A 14,685-nucleotide genomic window follows, 5' to 3' on the forward strand; every position below is an offset into this window, starting at 1 on the left:
GCCGGACGAACTCCCACTCGGCATCCGACAGTTCATGGCGACGTATCACCCGACCATGATCCACCACCCGAGATCATTTGAAGACACTGCCTAGGAGCCCTCGCCCGGACCAACGTGCGCACACGAAGAGCGAGACCTCGCGGGAGGGATGAAGCCAGCCTCCCGGAGCCCGGGAGCCGGGCACCCTCGTGGACGCATCCGCGCTCAGCTCTGGTCGTCGATGGTTGCCAGATGCGGCGTGTGTCTGACTTGCAGGGGTATACGCAAGGGAGGCGATCGACGAGGCCAAGCTCCTGCAAACACCTGCTCTTAGAGCGTCCGCCAGTAGGCGATCGGATGCGCGTGCGCGTATGACCCCGGGAACGAGTGTCAGTGGGACCGCCTACTCTCCGGACTGACTGGTGATCAAGTGTGACCACCACTTCCGACTGAAGGGGCGCCCCAGCATGACCAGTATCTTCACCGTGTCCGTAGACTCGGTCGAAGGCTCGACCCTCCGTGGCAGGGTGCACGTCATCAACCCCGACGTCCCATCTGTGCCACAAGAGACCGTCTTCCCCCTGTCTCTCCTGGTGGACGCCTGGTGGCACCTGGATAACGGGTTTCTGCACAACGAAGACGATGAGGAGCACGGCGGAGAGCGATACCCTTTCACCGAGGAGCAGGGCAAGGCCATCGCAGCAGGCATGCGCCTGAAGGACGAGTTCCGGAAACTCTATGAATTCATCCTCGGTAAGGAGATCAGGGTTACCAAGGATGGGTACCTGCTCGCGGACGATGGCAAGACCATCCTCGAACCCAGGCGCAAAGCGGAAGACCTGTACAAGCTGAGCGGGGGTAGCCGCCCCGGCTATTCCGTGTTTACTTCCGGCAACGCCGAGGAGTTCTCACGATGCGCCGCCGACATCGTGACTTCGTACGACATCGGCCCCTACCGGAACGCCCCGCATCTGAGCGAGGCCGCAGCGCTGGAAGATCCGGAGGAGCTGGACGTATGGGATGGGCTGGAGCTGGAGGAGGACTACTCCTTCGCTGAGATCCCTTACGCAGAGATTGTTCTCACCGTCAGCGACGCGGGCTACCTGGAACACATGGTCGCCGGCATGCGCTGGGACACGACCATGACAGGGCATGTGTGCTGAGGACTCGTAACATGATCATTCAGAGTGCCTGTCAGTAGGTGGCTGTAGTACTTGCAGGCACGGATCCTCGATCATGGAGTGGTCCACGCTTCGTGATCCTTGGGAATCCGTGCCCGCCGTTCCGTCATCCCTTCTCGCCCCGTCCGGGACCAGTTCCTCGCTCTTTGCCCGTGCGGGAGGACAGGCATCCGCTGGGCTGCCACAATCCGCGGATCGCGGATGCGGTGGTCTTCGCCGCCTTGTCCACGCGGACAGGGACTGTGGTTGGTGACGCCCGTCAGTTGAGCCGCCCGCCTGAGGCGCGGGCCAGTGCTGCTTGAACTCGTCCAACTTCGGCTTCGCGGCCCTGATCGCCAGTCTCTCGAAAGATGGCAGCAGCGGTGGAAAGAGCCTCAACGGCCTCGTCGAGCCTGCGTACCTGACACAGACTGAGCCCGACATTCTTCCAAGCGATGCCTTCGCCGTGGCGGTCGCCCAGCTCCCGGCAAAGCGACGCGTCCTGGGTACCAACGTCAGCGGCCTCGTCGAATCTGCCTTCTTCGGCGAGGGCTTGGCCGAGGAGATTCAGCGTAGAGGCCGCACGACGGAGGTCGCCAGTTTCCCGGAACAGGCTGACAGCATTGGTGAGTGGAGTGACGGCCTTGTCGAAGTTCCGCTTCTGAAGCAGCATTTCCCCGAAGTTGTGCAGCGCCATGGCCTCGCAGTGAGAGTATCCGATCTCCTTGGAGAGGCGAGCAGCGCCAAGGACAGCGTCGGCGGCCTCGTCGAATTTACGCATCCGGATCAGTGCGGCCCCGAGGTTGTTCAGCGCATGTGCCTCCCCATGGGGGTCACCGTATTCACGGAATAGGGCGACGGCATCAGTGTGAGCTTTGGCCCCCTCCCCAAACTTGCGTGCGCCGACCAGGGCCAGTCCGAGTATGTCCAGCGTCACGCTCTCTGCGTGACGATCACCCATCTCCCTCCAGTGAGCGACAGCCTCGGTCAAGTAGCCGACGGCCTGCTCGGATCCGCCCAGCTCGATCTGGATGGGCCCCAGGACGCCTAGCACCCTGGCTCCCCCCAGGCTGTCTCCCATCTCCCCGAAAAGAACTGCGGCATCGGTGAGGACGTTGACGGCCTCCACGATTTTCTCCAGGGATGCCAGAGCCTGTCCGAGATTGCTCAACGTCATGGCTTCTGCGTGGCGGTCTCCGGCCTCACGGGAGAGATCGAGCACCGCAGTGAAGATGTCGACAGCTTCTTTGAACCTGCCTGCCCGACTGAGGGCACGCCCGAGAGCATCGAGCGCTGCTGTCTCGTTGTGACGGTCTCCGGCTTCACGGCAGATGGCAACGGCGGCAGTACTGAGGTTGATCCAGTCGTTGGCGTAGCGGCGCAAGTCGAAGAACGTGCCAAGAGCCAGTGCGAGTCCCGTCGCGGCGGCGTGGCGTGCAGGGGCGGACGTGGCGGCGGCGACGAGGTTGCTCCGTTCGGCATCCAGCCACTCCAGTGCCTGCTCGCGGTCGGTGAAGTCGTCCGGGAGGGGCAAGCCCGGCGTTGTCTGCAGGTGGATGTCGGCGGCCTGAGCGGTAGTGAGGTAGTGGTCGAGCAGGCGCGCCACCGCCGCGTCCCGGCCGTCGCCCGTGGCACGGGCGTGGCCGACCTCGTCCGCGAAGAGCCGGACCAGGTCGTGCATCCGCCAGCGGCCCCAGACCTGCCCGGGCTCGACCAGGTGCGCGTCGGCCAGGTGTTGCAGCAGTTCTTCGGCCCTGTCCGTGTCGGTGCCGGCAAGGTGGGCGGCGGCTTCGGTGGAAAGGTCCGGGCCGGGGTTGAGGGGCAGCAGCCGGAACAGCCGGGCATGATCACTGTCGAGGAGTCGGTAGGACAGGTCGAAGGCGGCCCGCACGGCCCGGTCGGGGCGGCTCAGCTTGTCTAGGCGGGTGTGCTCGGCCTGAAGGGCGGTGGCCAGGGAGGCCGCGGGACGGGCAGGCGCGGCAGCCAGGAGGGCGGCGGCGATACACAATGCCAGCGGCAGGCCCGCACACAGACGGGCAATCGTCGTGGCCGCTTCCGGATCGTCGGCAATGCGGGTGTCGCCGTCTCCCCGGACGTGGCGTAGCACCTGGTCGAGCAGGGCGATGGAGGCCGACTCCTCAAGGACGTCGAGGTCGTGGAGGCGGGCGTCGAGTCCGTCGAGGGTGTGGCGGGAGGTGACAAGGGCAGCTGTCACACCGTCGGTGGGCAGCAGCGGGCGGGCCTGCTCGGCGGTGAAGGCGTTCTCGACGACCACCAGGATCCGCTGCTGCTGTTCAGCGTAGGCGGCCAGCACGCTGCGGTACAGCCGCTGCCGGTCCTGCAGACCGTTGGGTATGTGATCGCCGGGCACGCCCAGTGCGCGCAGCAGACCTTCCAGGGCACGCTCGGGAGACAGGCGGCGCTCGGGATCGTAGCCGGACAGGTCGGTGAAGAGCACCCCGCCGGGGAACCAGCCCGGCTTCTTGCGGGCCTGGGTAGCGGTCTGGATGGCCAGTTCGGTCTTGCCGATGCCGGCCAGGCCGGACACGGCGGTCACCAACACTGTCTGCCCGGCGCCCGTGCCGCTTTCGCCTGGGGCCAGGTCCTTCAGCAGCCGGTCGACGTCCTGGTCGCGGCCGGTAAAGGCGGCAGAGGGAGCGGGCAGGCCGGACAGGGCCGGGGTGATCTGCGGCGGCAGCTGCACGGTGATGTCCCGGCCCTGGATGACCGCGTGGAAGAAGATCCCGCCGCTGATCGCGTTGTTGACCCGGCCATCCGCCGCGCCCTCGTGGGCTGCCTCTGTCTGCCCCATGCCTGTCAACCCCGCACCGGTGGGAGGGTGCTGTCGCCGTCGTCGGCATCGGCCGTCGGCTGCGCGGCCGGTGCGGAGGGCGCAGGGGGTGGGGTGGTGAACGACACGCCGGAGAAGTCCCGGCCCTGGAGCACCGGCCCGTGCTGGGTGCCGCCGCCGATGGTGTTGTGCACTGTGCCGTCGCCGGTGCTCACCAGCTTGGCCCGCTCGTGCCAGGCTTCAAGACCGGTGCGGAAGTCCGTATCCAGCGCGGCCCGCACCGCGAGTGCGGTGATCAGCGCCTGCGCCTGCTGCTGGTCGGCCGGATCCTGTTCCAGGCGCGCCAGCTCCGCCTCCCCGGAACTGACCGCCGGTGCCTCTTCACCGGCATCGCGGCGGAACGGGCGCCGCACCAGAGCCGTTAGCCCCACCCATGCCTGCCGCCCGAGCTCTCCACCAGCCCCGCCGGCCAGCGCCGCCAGCAGCCCTACCGATACCGGGTCCACTCCGCACCACCTTCACCTTCCGTAATGAGGCTACTACTGGGAACGAACGAGCGGGAAGAAAGCGGTAGTTGCCACCCATCGTCAGGCGTCCGCCTTGTGGCGCCCGGACGACCGTCCCTCCTCCTGGGCGCCACGGCCGCGCCCGCAGGTCAGACCAGGGCATAGCGCACCGCGCCGCGTGGTTCGGGCACGTCAGCTAGGCGAGTCAGGTCGAGGCGGCGCCCCGCCCTTCTTGGTGCGGTCTCCGGATGCGTCGACTGTGTGGGCCGCTCCCCCGCCACCTGGCGCCGGCGAGTCAGCAGCCATGCCAATAGGCGCACGCCGTTCGACTGGGAGATGGGCGGACCACCAGTCGCTGGTGTCTGGTTAGACCCGTCCGTGACCTATACGCCATAGGCGGATGGCCACCACCCGATTGAAGGAGCGCTCGCGAGGCGCCTCATCGCGGGCCGCGCACACTGCGGGGCGGGAGGCGGCGACCGGAATCCAGCGGTTGCGCGCGGGACGGCACGCAGCCTGGCCCGCGAAGTGCCCCACCGTCGCTGCCCGGTGTGCTCTCCGCACAGCGGAGTGAGCCGTTCGTTCTCTGAGCAGGTCGGCTGGCCCCAGCAAGCGCAGAAGGCTCAGGCCGGAGGCTCTTCGGTCCGGGTTTTCTTGAGCCCTGGCTGTTTTCCGGTCAGCCGCTGCGGCGGCCGCAACCGGCGTGCGTGCTACGGCCGCTGACCGGGGCAGCCCGGGAGCGCTCGCTCCAGATGCGCATGCTTTGCCACAACGGCAACAATAGTTGTCGTACTGGCAGGAAAGCCGCAGCCTGGTCCCGGTCAAGACCATGGAGAACGGGAGCTGCACGACGATGACTACGCATGAAGGTGTGGGCACCGCACTGGGCGCCGGCGCCAACGCGCCGAATTTGGCCAGGCCGCGCTGACACCGCTCATCGGCCCCGCCGCCCTCGTCACCGCCATCGCCCCGAACGGTCTCCGCCTGCGTCACCTCCTCGACACCGCGCAGCACACCTTCCCGCACCTACCCGGCGACTTGCCTCAGTGAATTCCGCTGCGGGCACCGCAGGAACGGTGCCCGCAGCGGAATTCCCGTCCATGATGCTCCACTTCCCCAGGTATCTCAGCCACGCCCCGGGCCTGGCGCCGTTTAATATGCCTTTCGCGGAAAGGCGGCAAATACCTTGACATGCTCGAAAAGGCGTGCTTGTAATTCCTGTCGAAGCGGATCGTGAACCGGTTGTCGAATGGTTCGGCAAGGGGGTCGAGTGCCCGCCGGTCCGGGAGGCGAGCGGTGAACATCAGCGAAATCGCCGAGCGGGCAGGGGTGCCTCGCAGCACGGTGTCCTACGCGCTGAGTGACAGGCACCCTGCGTGGGACGGGGTCTGAGCTTGAGTCGAGCAGGTCATCTCGAAGTCGGGATGCCGTCCCGGTGTCGCACCCGCGCGCCGCCTCATGGCTCCACGGGCTCTGCGCCACAAGCCCGCAATACCCGGGGCAGTGCCTGCTGATGATCTGCTGCGGATGTGCGGCCTATCGCATTCCGATCCGTGTCTGCCTCTCCGCACCTCGGCAGAAGGCTGGGCCGCGCATATCAGTGCCTGCGCACCGACTTCTCCTGGGAGCCGCCATGCACACCTCCATTACGTGCCGTCGCACCCGGTCCATCGTGACTTCGGCCGCGACGGTCACCGCAATTGGTCTGCTGCTGACTGCCTGCGGTGGCGATGGCTCGCCGCCCCGGCCCACGGAAAGCGGCAAGATCACCCTGACCGAAATGGACTATTACAGTTCCGCACCCGGGCGGAGTGCCATGGCCAAACAGCTCAGCCGGTGCAGCAGGTTGGCGGGGGTTACCATCAAGCGGCAGATTGTGCCGGACCTGCGCACAAAAGTGCTCCAGTTGGCGAACAGCCGGGCGCTACCGGACTTGATTCTCCTGGACAATCCTGACCTTCAGCAGCTCGCGGCCACGGGCGCACTCGCCGACCTCGGCGCGGCCGGGGTGAAGACCGATGGACTGTATCCGAACATCGTCGCCGCGGGTAAATACCGGGGGAAGCAGTACGGTGTGGCGCCCGGAGTGAACCAGTTGGCGCTCTACTACAACAGGTCGATGCTGAAGAAAGCCGGCGTCAAGCCGCCTGCCACATGGGATGAGTTGCGCATCGCGGCCAAGAAGCTGACGCAGGGCGACAAGGTGCACGGAATCGGCTTTGCCCTGCCGGCCACCGAAGAAGGCAGTTTCCAGTTCGAGTCCTTCTTCTTCAGCGCCCGCGCATCCCTGGAGAAGCTCGATTCACCGGAGGCCGTTTCGGCACTGCGCCTCCTGAAGGACCTGGTCTCCTCCGGTTCGGCGCCCAAGGACGTGCTCAGCTGGAATCAGATGAATGTCGGGGAGCAATTCGCAAACGGTTCGCTGGCTATGATGATCAATGGTCCCTGGGAGCTGCCCCTGCTACGAAAGGCAGGCATGAAGGATTTTGGCGTCGCACCGGTGCCCGCCCCGGCCGGGAGAACCTCCTCCGGTGCGCTCGGCGGTGAGGTGTGGGCGGCCGGCAGCAGCGGGGGCAAGTCTCGCAAGGCAGCCGAGGTCATCAAGTGCATGATGTCGAAGAGAAACAGTCTGGAGTGGGCCAGGCTCACCAATTACGTGCCGTCCGACCCGAAGGTGGCCGCGGAATTCAGTGCCGCAGTGCCCGAGATGAAGACATTCGTGGAGACCATCGGAAGCGCCAAGAGCCGCACGGCGGAAGTCGGGCCGGACTATCCGAAGTATTCGCAGGCCCTGTGGACCGCGGTGCAGGCAGCATTGTCAGGGAGCAAGTCGCCCGGCGCCGCGCTGACTGACGCACAGAAGCAGGCGACGCAATGAGCACCGAGCCGCCGGCCCGTGGGTGGTACACGCCGACGGCCGCCCTCCCGGAAAGGTAGCCGTGGTTCCGGCAGCGTCCAAGAACTCGGCGTCGGCCGGCGGCTGGAGAAGGCCGCCGCCGGGTAGCTCCGTGGCTCCGGCGGCTCGCAGCAGACGGCTCGGGATCGGGTTCATCGTGCCGGTCGTCGTATTCGTCGCGGTGTTCTACCTCTATCCCCTGGCGCGCAATGTGGTGCTGTCCTTCCAGGACTACGACCTCAATTCCCTTTACAGCGGCAAGGCCCCGTTCATCGCCCTCGGAAACTACCGCCGGCTGCTGAGCACCCCCGCCTTTGCCACTGCCGTCGTCAACACCGTGGTTTTCGTTGCGGGCTCGCTCTTCTTCCAGTTCACGATCGGTCTGGGACTCGCGGAGTTCTTTCGCCGCTCGTTCCCGCTCAGCCCGCTGTTGCGGTCGCTCGTGCTGATCCCCTGGCTCTTGCCCCTGGTCGTCTCCGGCACATTGTTCCGGTGGCTGCTCGACACCAGCAACGGCGTCGTCAACCAGATCCTGCTCACCCTCCGTCTGGTCCAGGACCCGGTGCCATGGCTCAACACCCCCCACACCGCGATGGCCGCGGTGCTGATCTGCAACATCTGGATCGGTGTGCCGTTCAACATGGTGATCCTCCACAGCGGGCTGGAGGCCATCCCGACGGAACTGTACGAAGCGGCTTCCCTGGACGGCGCCGGCCGCTGGCAGCAGTTCCGCTATGTCACGCTGCCCCAGATCGGACCCGTGATCGCCATCGTCGTGACGCTCGGCCTGATCTACACGCTCAAGGTCTTCGACGTGATCTGGGTAATGACCAAGGGCGGCCCGGCAAACGCCACCCACACGATCACCACCTACGCCTACCAGCTGTCCTTCGGCGGGCTGTCGGAGTTCGGTCTCGGAGCAGCCGCGGGCGATCTGCTCATCATCGTGGCCGCCGTCTTCGCCCTGCTGTACCTGCGCGCGCTGCGCGCTGACCCCGGAGCCGGCGCATGACCGCCGCCCGCGCTGCTCGGAGCCGGCCCGCCACGGTCCGCGGCGGACGGAGCCGGGCGGCCGTACCCACCTGGGCGAAATCCGCGTTCGGTGTCGCCGTCGTCGCCATCATGCTGTTCCCGCTGTACTGGATGGTGAACGCGTCCTTCCAGACCAATCAGCAGCTGGCCCGGCCATCACCGCACTGGCTGCCCCTCGGCGGCACACTCAACGGCTACCGCGACGCGCTGTCCCAGCAAGGGGGCCATCTGCTGGCATCCCTGATCATCGCCGCGGGCGCCACGGTCCTGACACTGGCCCTGGCTGCGCCGGCGGCCTACGCGCTGGCGCAGCTGCGCTCCCCGGGCGGCAGGACGCTGCTGAGCGTGCTGCTGGTCGTCCAGCTCGTGCCCGGCATCGTCATGGCCAACGCGCTGTACCAAATCTTCGCCTCCGTCCAGATCCTGAACTCGGCCCTGGCGTTGATCCTGGCCGACGCCACGCTTGCCGTCCCCTTCGCCGTGCTGATCCTGCGGGCCTTCATGACCGCCGTCCCCCGATCCCTGCTGGAGGCAGCGGCGTTGGACGGTGCAGGCGCGGTACGCATCTTTTGGCGGATCGTGCTTCCCATATCCCGCAACGCGCTGATCACAGCCGGCCTGTTCGCGTTCCTCTTCGCATGGGGCGACTTCCTGTTCGCCGCCACGCTCAATCTCAACACCACCACGTGGAAGCCGATCACGCTGGGTCTGTACGACTACATCGGCGCCGGCACCAATATCACCACCTGGAACTCGGTGATGGCCACCGCCGTCATCGCTTCCCTGCCCGCCGCGCTGCTTCTGACCATTGCCCAGCGGCACATCGCTGCCGGACTCACCAATGAAGCGGTCAGGGACTGACCGCGCCGTGAACCGCCCCTCGCGCCCCTGCACCGCCACTGCCCCGTACGACAGCCCTGTAGAAAGGAGCAGCATGTCTCCGCCCGACGCCACAAGGCCCGCCCCCTCCGCCTCCCCGTCCGACGCGGCCGGGGTCGGCTCCCGGCCTCCCGCCGCCTCCCCTCCGGCGATCTTCCTTGAGTTCGGTGACGCCGAGCACGTATTGCGGGTGGAGCCCTGGGGAGCCGACAGTGTCCGGGTGCGCTCGGCCCGGCATCATGTGCGCGACGACCTGCCGGGAGCCTTGGGTGCGCACCCTGCCGCCGCGGCCGCAGAGTTGGGCGTGGGTCTCCACGGCAGCCGGGTCCTCACCGTCGGGCGGCTACAGGTAGAGCTGTCTCCCCAGGGCCACTTGCGTTTCGTGCGCACGCAGGACGGAACCGAGCTGCTGCGGGAGTCCGTCGGCCACTTCGCCTGGCCCGGTCCCCGCACGTTCACACCGGTCGGCGAGGGCCGCTATCAGCTGGAACAGCGCTTCGCCGCCTATGACGGTGAACAGTTCTTCGGGCTGGGCCAGCACTCCCACGGGCGCCTCGACCACAAGCACATGGTGATCGACCTGGTGCAGCGCAATGGGGAGGTCACCATCCCCTTCACCCTCTCCTCCCGAGGCTACGGTCTGCTGTGGAATCTGCCCGCCGTCGGACGTGTGGAGTTGGCCGCCAATCAGACCCGGTGGGTCGCCGACGCCGCGGATCAGATCGACTACTGGATCACGACCGGTCCGGCCCCCGCCGGTATCATGGCCAACTATGCCGATGCCACCGGACATGCTCCCGTGCTGCCGGAATGGGCCCTGGGCCTGTGGCAGTCCCGCCTGCGTTACCGGACACAGGAGGAACTGCTGGGCGTGGCTCGCGAATACCGACGCCGGGGTCTTCCACTGTCGGTCATCGCCGTGGACTTCTTCCACTGGCCGCATCTGGGCGACTGGCGCTTCGATGCTGCCGACTGGCCAGACCCGGCCGGCATGGTGGCGGAACTGGCGAGCATGGGCGTACGGCCGCTGGTGTCCGTGTGGCCGTCCGTCAGCGTCGTCAGCGAGAACTACCCGCACATGCGGGATGAGCAGCTGCTGCTGGGAACGGAGCACGGCCGGCCTTTCCAGCATGTCTTCCCCGACAGCCAGGTCGACGACAAGTCCCTGCCGGTGGTGTTCTACGACCCCACCGACGAGCGGGCTCGTGACTACCTCTGGAGCCGCATCAAGCGCAACTACTACGATCTCGGCTTCCGGCTGTGGTGGCTGGACGCCTGCGAACCAGAGATGTACCCCGAACAATTCGGCAACCTGCGTTACGCGGCGGGGCCTGGCCGGGCGGTGGCCAACCTGTATCCGCGCGAACATGTGCGCGGCTTTTTCGAGCACATGCGGGCCGAAGGCGAAGAGGTTCCCGTCAGCCTGGTGCGTTCCGCCTGGTCCGGCAGCCAGGCATACGGGGCGGCTCTGTGGTCGGGTGACATCCCGGCCACCTTCGAGGCACTCGCGGCGCAGGTGCGCGCCGGGCTGAGCGCGGGCCTGAGCGGCATTCCGTGGTGGACCACCGACATCGGCGGTTTCCACGGTGGCGACCCGGACGACCCCGATTACCGGGAGTTGCTCATCCGCTGGTTCCAGTTCGCCGTCTTCTGCCCGCTGCTGCGGATGCACGGCCACCGCGAACCGCGGGACGCCTTCCCGGCCGGCCGAAGCGGGGGGCCCAACGAACTGTGGTCCTACGGGCAGGACGCCTACCGGATCCTGACCCGGCAGCTGCGGCTACGCCAGGACCTTCGTGCGTATCTTCACCGTCAGATGGTCTCCGCAGCCGAGTGCGGCGCACCGGTCATCCGGCCGCTGTTCTTCGACTTTCCCGACGACCCGGCCGCGTGGACGGTCGAGGACCAGTTCCTGTGCGGCCCGGACCTGCTGCTCTCTCCGGTGACCCGACTCGGTGAGCGCCGCCGCCGGGTCTACCTGCCGGCCGGTGCCGACTGGAGAGCCGCCGCCACAGGAACTGACCATGACGGCGGCCAGACCACCACGGCCAACGCTCCACTGGAATGCATCCCCGTCTTCGTACGTCGTGGATCCACCCTGGAGGTGAGGTTTCCGGGCTGAACAAGGATCTGCCTCGATCCCTGGGTGCCAGTGCAGCTTGTTCGATTCTTTTCGCGCGGGCACTATGGGACTGTGAGTAATGACGCTCGGGTGAGTTGAGCAAGAATGTCCACTTCCGTGGGGCGGGATGGTCACTCTGGGTGGTCGAACCATGTCCCCATGGCCCTCATCAGCGTGGGCGGCATGGTCACGGGGTGGAGTGAAGAGGCCCGGAAACTGCTGGGGTACCGCCCCCCGGAGGTTGTCGGCCACCCCGTATCGAACCTCCTGATCAACGGAGAGCGCCCCGAGGCGGCCGGGCCCTGCCTGAGCGAAGCCCGGGAGTGGAGCGGCACAGCGGCTGTCCGCCACCGGGATGGCCACCGCGTCGACCTGCACCTGCACCTTCATCCGACATTCTGTGACGACGAGACGCCCCAGACGTTCGTCGTGACCGCCACTGCGGGTACGGGCGAGGCGGAGTCCGACCGACGGATGGTGGAGTGGGCGTTCACCCAGTCCTCCGTCGCGCTCTCCACCTACAGCATCACGTCACGCTCCTGGCAGTGGAACCCGGTCGCACACGGGGTCGAGCAGCCGTCGCCGAAAGGGCGCATGACGGGCAGGCCCGCCCGCGGCGAAGGGAGGCACACGGCCGCGGGGCAAGCCGGAGCTGCCGAATCCAGGCAGGGGCAGGCGACTGAAGCAGGCACCTGGCCCTACTCGGACCTGCTGGGCGCAGGCCCCTTTGACGAGGGGTTCTTGCGATGCGTCCGCCGGGTCGCCGAGGAGGCCAGGCCAAGCCGCTATGAGCACCTGCCCCCAGCTACGCCTTCTGCTCACCGGCGTGCCTGGACCATCGAGATGTGGCCCGTTCGCAGCCCCGACACCGGTCAGGTGGCCGGTGTCGGGACTGCGGCGTTCGACAGCACCGAGCAGGTGGCCGCACGGCAGCGCCTGGCCCTGCTGAACGAAGCGGGCAGCCGCATCGGAACCACCCTGAATGTCAGGCGCACGGTTCAGGAACTCGCCCAGCTGGCCGTTCCGCGGTTCGCCGACTCCGTCAGTGTGGACCTGCTCGACTCCGTGACCCGCGGGAAGGAACCGCAGCCCGGTCCGGTCGACGCCGCCGTGGTGGTGCGCCGTGTCGCGTACCAGACCGCCGACGGGGCGCCCGAAGCCGACACCGAGATCGGCGAGGCCGACACCTATCCCCCGCGCTCACCCCCCGCACGTGCCCTGACCAGCGGTCGAACGGTGCTGTGCGGAACAGACGACCCCGGCTTCACCCGGTGGGTCGCCGCCGCCGTCGGGGAATCCGCTGCCACGGCGGAGCACGGATTCCAGTCGATCATGGCTACCCCGCTGCGAGCGCGGGGCTTGACCCTCGGCGTCGTGGTCTTCGCCCGCGCCGAAGGCTCGAAACCCTACGAGCAGGATGATCTGCTCCTCGCCGAGGAGCTGGCAAGCCGGGCGGCCGGCAGTGTGGACAACGCGGGCCGCTTCTCCCGGGAACGCGCCAATGCCCTGACCCTCCAGCGCAGTCTGCTGCCCCGTCACTTCCCCAAGCAGGCGGCCGTCGAGGTGGCGCACCGCTATCTGCCGATCGGCAGGGGGGCTGAAGTGGGCGGCGACTGGTTTGACGTGGTCCCCCTGTCGGGCACTCGCGTCGCTCTGGTCGTCGGCGACGTGGTCGGCCACGGCATCCATGCCTCGGCCGCCATGGGCCGTCTGCGTACAGCGGTGCGCACGCTCGCCGGAGTCGACCTGCCTCCGGACGAGTTGCTCACCCACCTCGACGAACTGGTCACCCACCTGACCCCGGACAACGACGTCCGGAACGAGCCGGACCCGGGTCAGATCGGCGCGACCTGCCTCTACGCGGTCTACGACCCGGTCTCCCGCGTCTGCACCATGGCCAGCGCCGGCCATGTCCCTCCCGTCGTGCTGTTCCCCGACGGCACGGCCAGGGTGGTCCAGCTCACCCCGGGGCCCATTCTGGGAGTCGGCGGCCTGCCTTTCGAGCCCACCGAGCTGGAACTCCCCGAGGGCAGCCTGCTCTCCCTCTACACCGACGGTCTGATAGAAGCCCTCGGCCACGATCTCGGTGCCGGCCTTGAACGACTCTGCGGAGCCCTGGCGTCCGCCGAGCCCTCACTGGACGTCACCTGCGACATCATCCTCCGAGCCCTGCTGCCCGAGAGCCCCGCCGACGACGTGGCTCTGCTCTTGGCGCGCACCCGTGCCCTGCACACCGATCAGGTTGCCGCCTGGTCGCTGCCGTCCGATCCCGCCATCGTGGCCGATGCCCGTGCGCAGGCATCCCGTCAGCTGGCGACCTGGGGGCTCACCGACGCGGCGTCCATCACCGAGCTGGTGGTGAGCGAGCTGGTCACCAACGCCATCCGCTACGGGGCCGCCCCCATCGGGCTACGGCTGATCCGGGACCGGACCCTGATCTGCGAGGTCTCCGACGCCAGCAGCACCTCCCCCCATCTACGCCGCGCCCGCACCTACGACGAAGGGGGACGAGGACTGCACATGGTGACCCAGCTGACCGAGGACTGGGGCACCCGTCAGACACCCACCGGCAAGACCATCTGGGCCGAACAACGTCTCCCGGCCGACGGACCATGACAGAGCGCACGGTCAACCTGGCAACAGGACGCGGCGCCCAGACCCATAGTGGTGCTGCGGCCCGCGACCTGACGCATACGCTCGCACTGCTCTACCCGCCGTCCGGCGCCAACCGGGACTACCCGCCGGTGCAACTCGCCTTCGTCGGCGGGGTGGCGGAAACCGCCACCACGTACGGCTATGACCTGCTGCTCACGCCCTGTAAGTCGGGGAAGGACCCCGCGTTCCGGCGGATGGTCAGTGAACGGCGCGTGGACGGAGTGATCGTGATGGAGGTCCGCCGGGAGGACGACCGCATCCAGCACCTCACGGAATCGTCCTTCCCCTTCGTCGCCATCGGCCGGAACAGCGGAACCGACGGGGTCGGCTGGGTCGATCTCGACTTCGCCGGCCTGGCAAGCGGATGCGTTCGGCACCTGACCGAACTGGGCCACCGCAGGATCGCCTTCGTCAACAAGTCAGAGCAGATCGTCAACAGCGGGTACGGATACGCGCTGCTCGGGAGCGAGGGCTACACCGCGGCGATGCAGGAGATGGAACTGACCGCGCGTGCGTACCCCAGCGGCGACGATGTCGGCGCCGGGGAGGACGTCGTGGAACGGATCTTGCAGGACGATCCGGCCACCACGTCCCTGGTCGTCATGAACGAAGCCGCCCTGGAGGGCATCTACCGCGGGCTGACCCGTCACGGCCGCAGCGTACCG

10 protein-coding genes and 1 pseudogene are annotated in these 14,685 nt (G+C 67.5%); 9 read left to right on the forward strand and 2 right to left on the reverse strand.

The genetic code is table 11. The features are described 5' to 3' along the window. The first annotated feature begins 446 nt into the window (after positions 1–446). Complete coding sequence (locus ACZ4XD_RS36025) at positions 447–1,142, forward strand: hypothetical protein (RefSeq protein WP_468049587.1); 696 nt, start codon at positions 447–449, stop codon at positions 1,140–1,142. A gap of 109 nt (positions 1,143–1,251) precedes the next feature. Beyond that, a pseudogene (locus tag ACZ4XD_RS36030) lies at positions 1,252–1,384 on the forward strand (IS5/IS1182 family transposase); the annotation flags it as partial. A gap of 35 nt (positions 1,385–1,419) precedes the next feature. On the opposite strand, the gene ACZ4XD_RS36035 reads toward ACZ4XD_RS36030, so the two are convergent. Together ACZ4XD_RS36035 and ACZ4XD_RS36040 are read right to left on the reverse strand one after the other, a co-directional pair. Beyond that, entirely contained in the window at positions 1,420–3,951 is a 2,532-nt protein-coding gene (locus ACZ4XD_RS36035; RefSeq protein ID WP_468049589.1) for a tetratricopeptide repeat protein, read from the reverse strand. Positions 3,952–3,956: 5 nt separating this feature from the next. Next, positions 3,957–4,436 carry a hypothetical protein gene (locus tag ACZ4XD_RS36040; protein ID WP_468049591.1) on the reverse strand — a complete coding sequence of 160 codons (480 nt, stop codon included), beginning with the start codon at positions 4,434–4,436 and terminating at the stop codon, positions 3,957–3,959. Between the two features lie 1,233 nt (positions 4,437–5,669). Here ACZ4XD_RS36040 and ACZ4XD_RS36045 point away from each other — a divergent pair. The 7 genes from ACZ4XD_RS36045 to ACZ4XD_RS36075 form a co-directional block, all read left to right on the forward strand. After that, positions 5,670–5,828 carry a helix-turn-helix domain-containing protein gene (locus tag ACZ4XD_RS36045; RefSeq protein ID WP_468049592.1) on the forward strand — a complete coding sequence of 53 codons (159 nt, stop codon included), beginning with the start codon at positions 5,670–5,672 and terminating at the stop codon, positions 5,826–5,828. 241 nt (positions 5,829–6,069) lie between these two features. Further along, a complete protein-coding gene (locus ACZ4XD_RS36050; RefSeq protein WP_468049593.1) occupies positions 6,070–7,314 on the forward strand; it encodes a sugar ABC transporter substrate-binding protein in 1,245 nt (414 codons plus the stop codon). A gap of 175 nt (positions 7,315–7,489) precedes the next feature. Then, positions 7,490–8,344: a carbohydrate ABC transporter permease gene (locus tag ACZ4XD_RS36055; protein WP_468049595.1), complete on the forward strand. Its 855-nt coding sequence runs from the start codon at positions 7,490–7,492 to the stop codon at positions 8,342–8,344. After that, positions 8,341–9,225 carry a carbohydrate ABC transporter permease gene (locus ACZ4XD_RS36060; protein ID WP_468049596.1) on the forward strand — a complete coding sequence of 295 codons (885 nt, stop codon included), beginning with the start codon at positions 8,341–8,343 and terminating at the stop codon, positions 9,223–9,225. The genes ACZ4XD_RS36055 and ACZ4XD_RS36060 overlap by 4 nt, the downstream gene beginning before the upstream one ends. A gap of 73 nt (positions 9,226–9,298) precedes the next feature. Then, complete coding sequence (locus ACZ4XD_RS36065; protein WP_468049599.1) at positions 9,299–11,365, forward strand: glycoside hydrolase family 31 protein; 2,067 nt, start codon at positions 9,299–9,301, stop codon at positions 11,363–11,365. Positions 11,366–11,470: 105 nt separating this feature from the next. Next, the gene (locus ACZ4XD_RS36070; protein WP_468049601.1) at positions 11,471–13,981 is read left to right on the forward strand and encodes a SpoIIE family protein phosphatase; all 2,511 of its coding nucleotides are present in this window, start codon (positions 11,471–11,473) and stop codon (positions 13,979–13,981) included. Beyond that, on the forward strand, positions 13,978–14,685 hold a 708-nt coding region (locus tag ACZ4XD_RS36075; protein ID WP_468049603.1), incomplete at its 3' end, for a substrate-binding domain-containing protein. The genes ACZ4XD_RS36070 and ACZ4XD_RS36075, both read left to right, overlap by 4 nt.

This window comes from Streptomyces sp. NPDC029466, from assembly GCF_055574515.1.

Excerpts from the sequence above, each read along its gene's own strand:
- ACZ4XD_RS36025 (WP_468049587.1), top strand. The coding sequence starts at position 447 with ATGACCAGTATCTTCACCGTGTCCGTAGACTCGGTCGAAGGCTCGACC.
- ACZ4XD_RS36035 (WP_468049589.1), bottom strand. The coding sequence starts at position 3,951 with ATGGGGCAGACAGAGGCAGCCCACGAGGGCGCGGCGGATGGCCGGGTC.
- ACZ4XD_RS36050 (WP_468049593.1), top strand. The coding sequence starts at position 6,070 with ATGCACACCTCCATTACGTGCCGTCGCACCCGGTCCATCGTGACTTCG.
- ACZ4XD_RS36060 (WP_468049596.1), top strand. The coding sequence starts at position 8,341 with ATGACCGCCGCCCGCGCTGCTCGGAGCCGGCCCGCCACGGTCCGCGGC.
- ACZ4XD_RS36065 (WP_468049599.1), top strand. The coding sequence starts at position 9,299 with ATGTCTCCGCCCGACGCCACAAGGCCCGCCCCCTCCGCCTCCCCGTCC.
- ACZ4XD_RS36070 (WP_468049601.1), top strand. The coding sequence starts at position 11,471 with ATGTCCACTTCCGTGGGGCGGGATGGTCACTCTGGGTGGTCGAACCAT.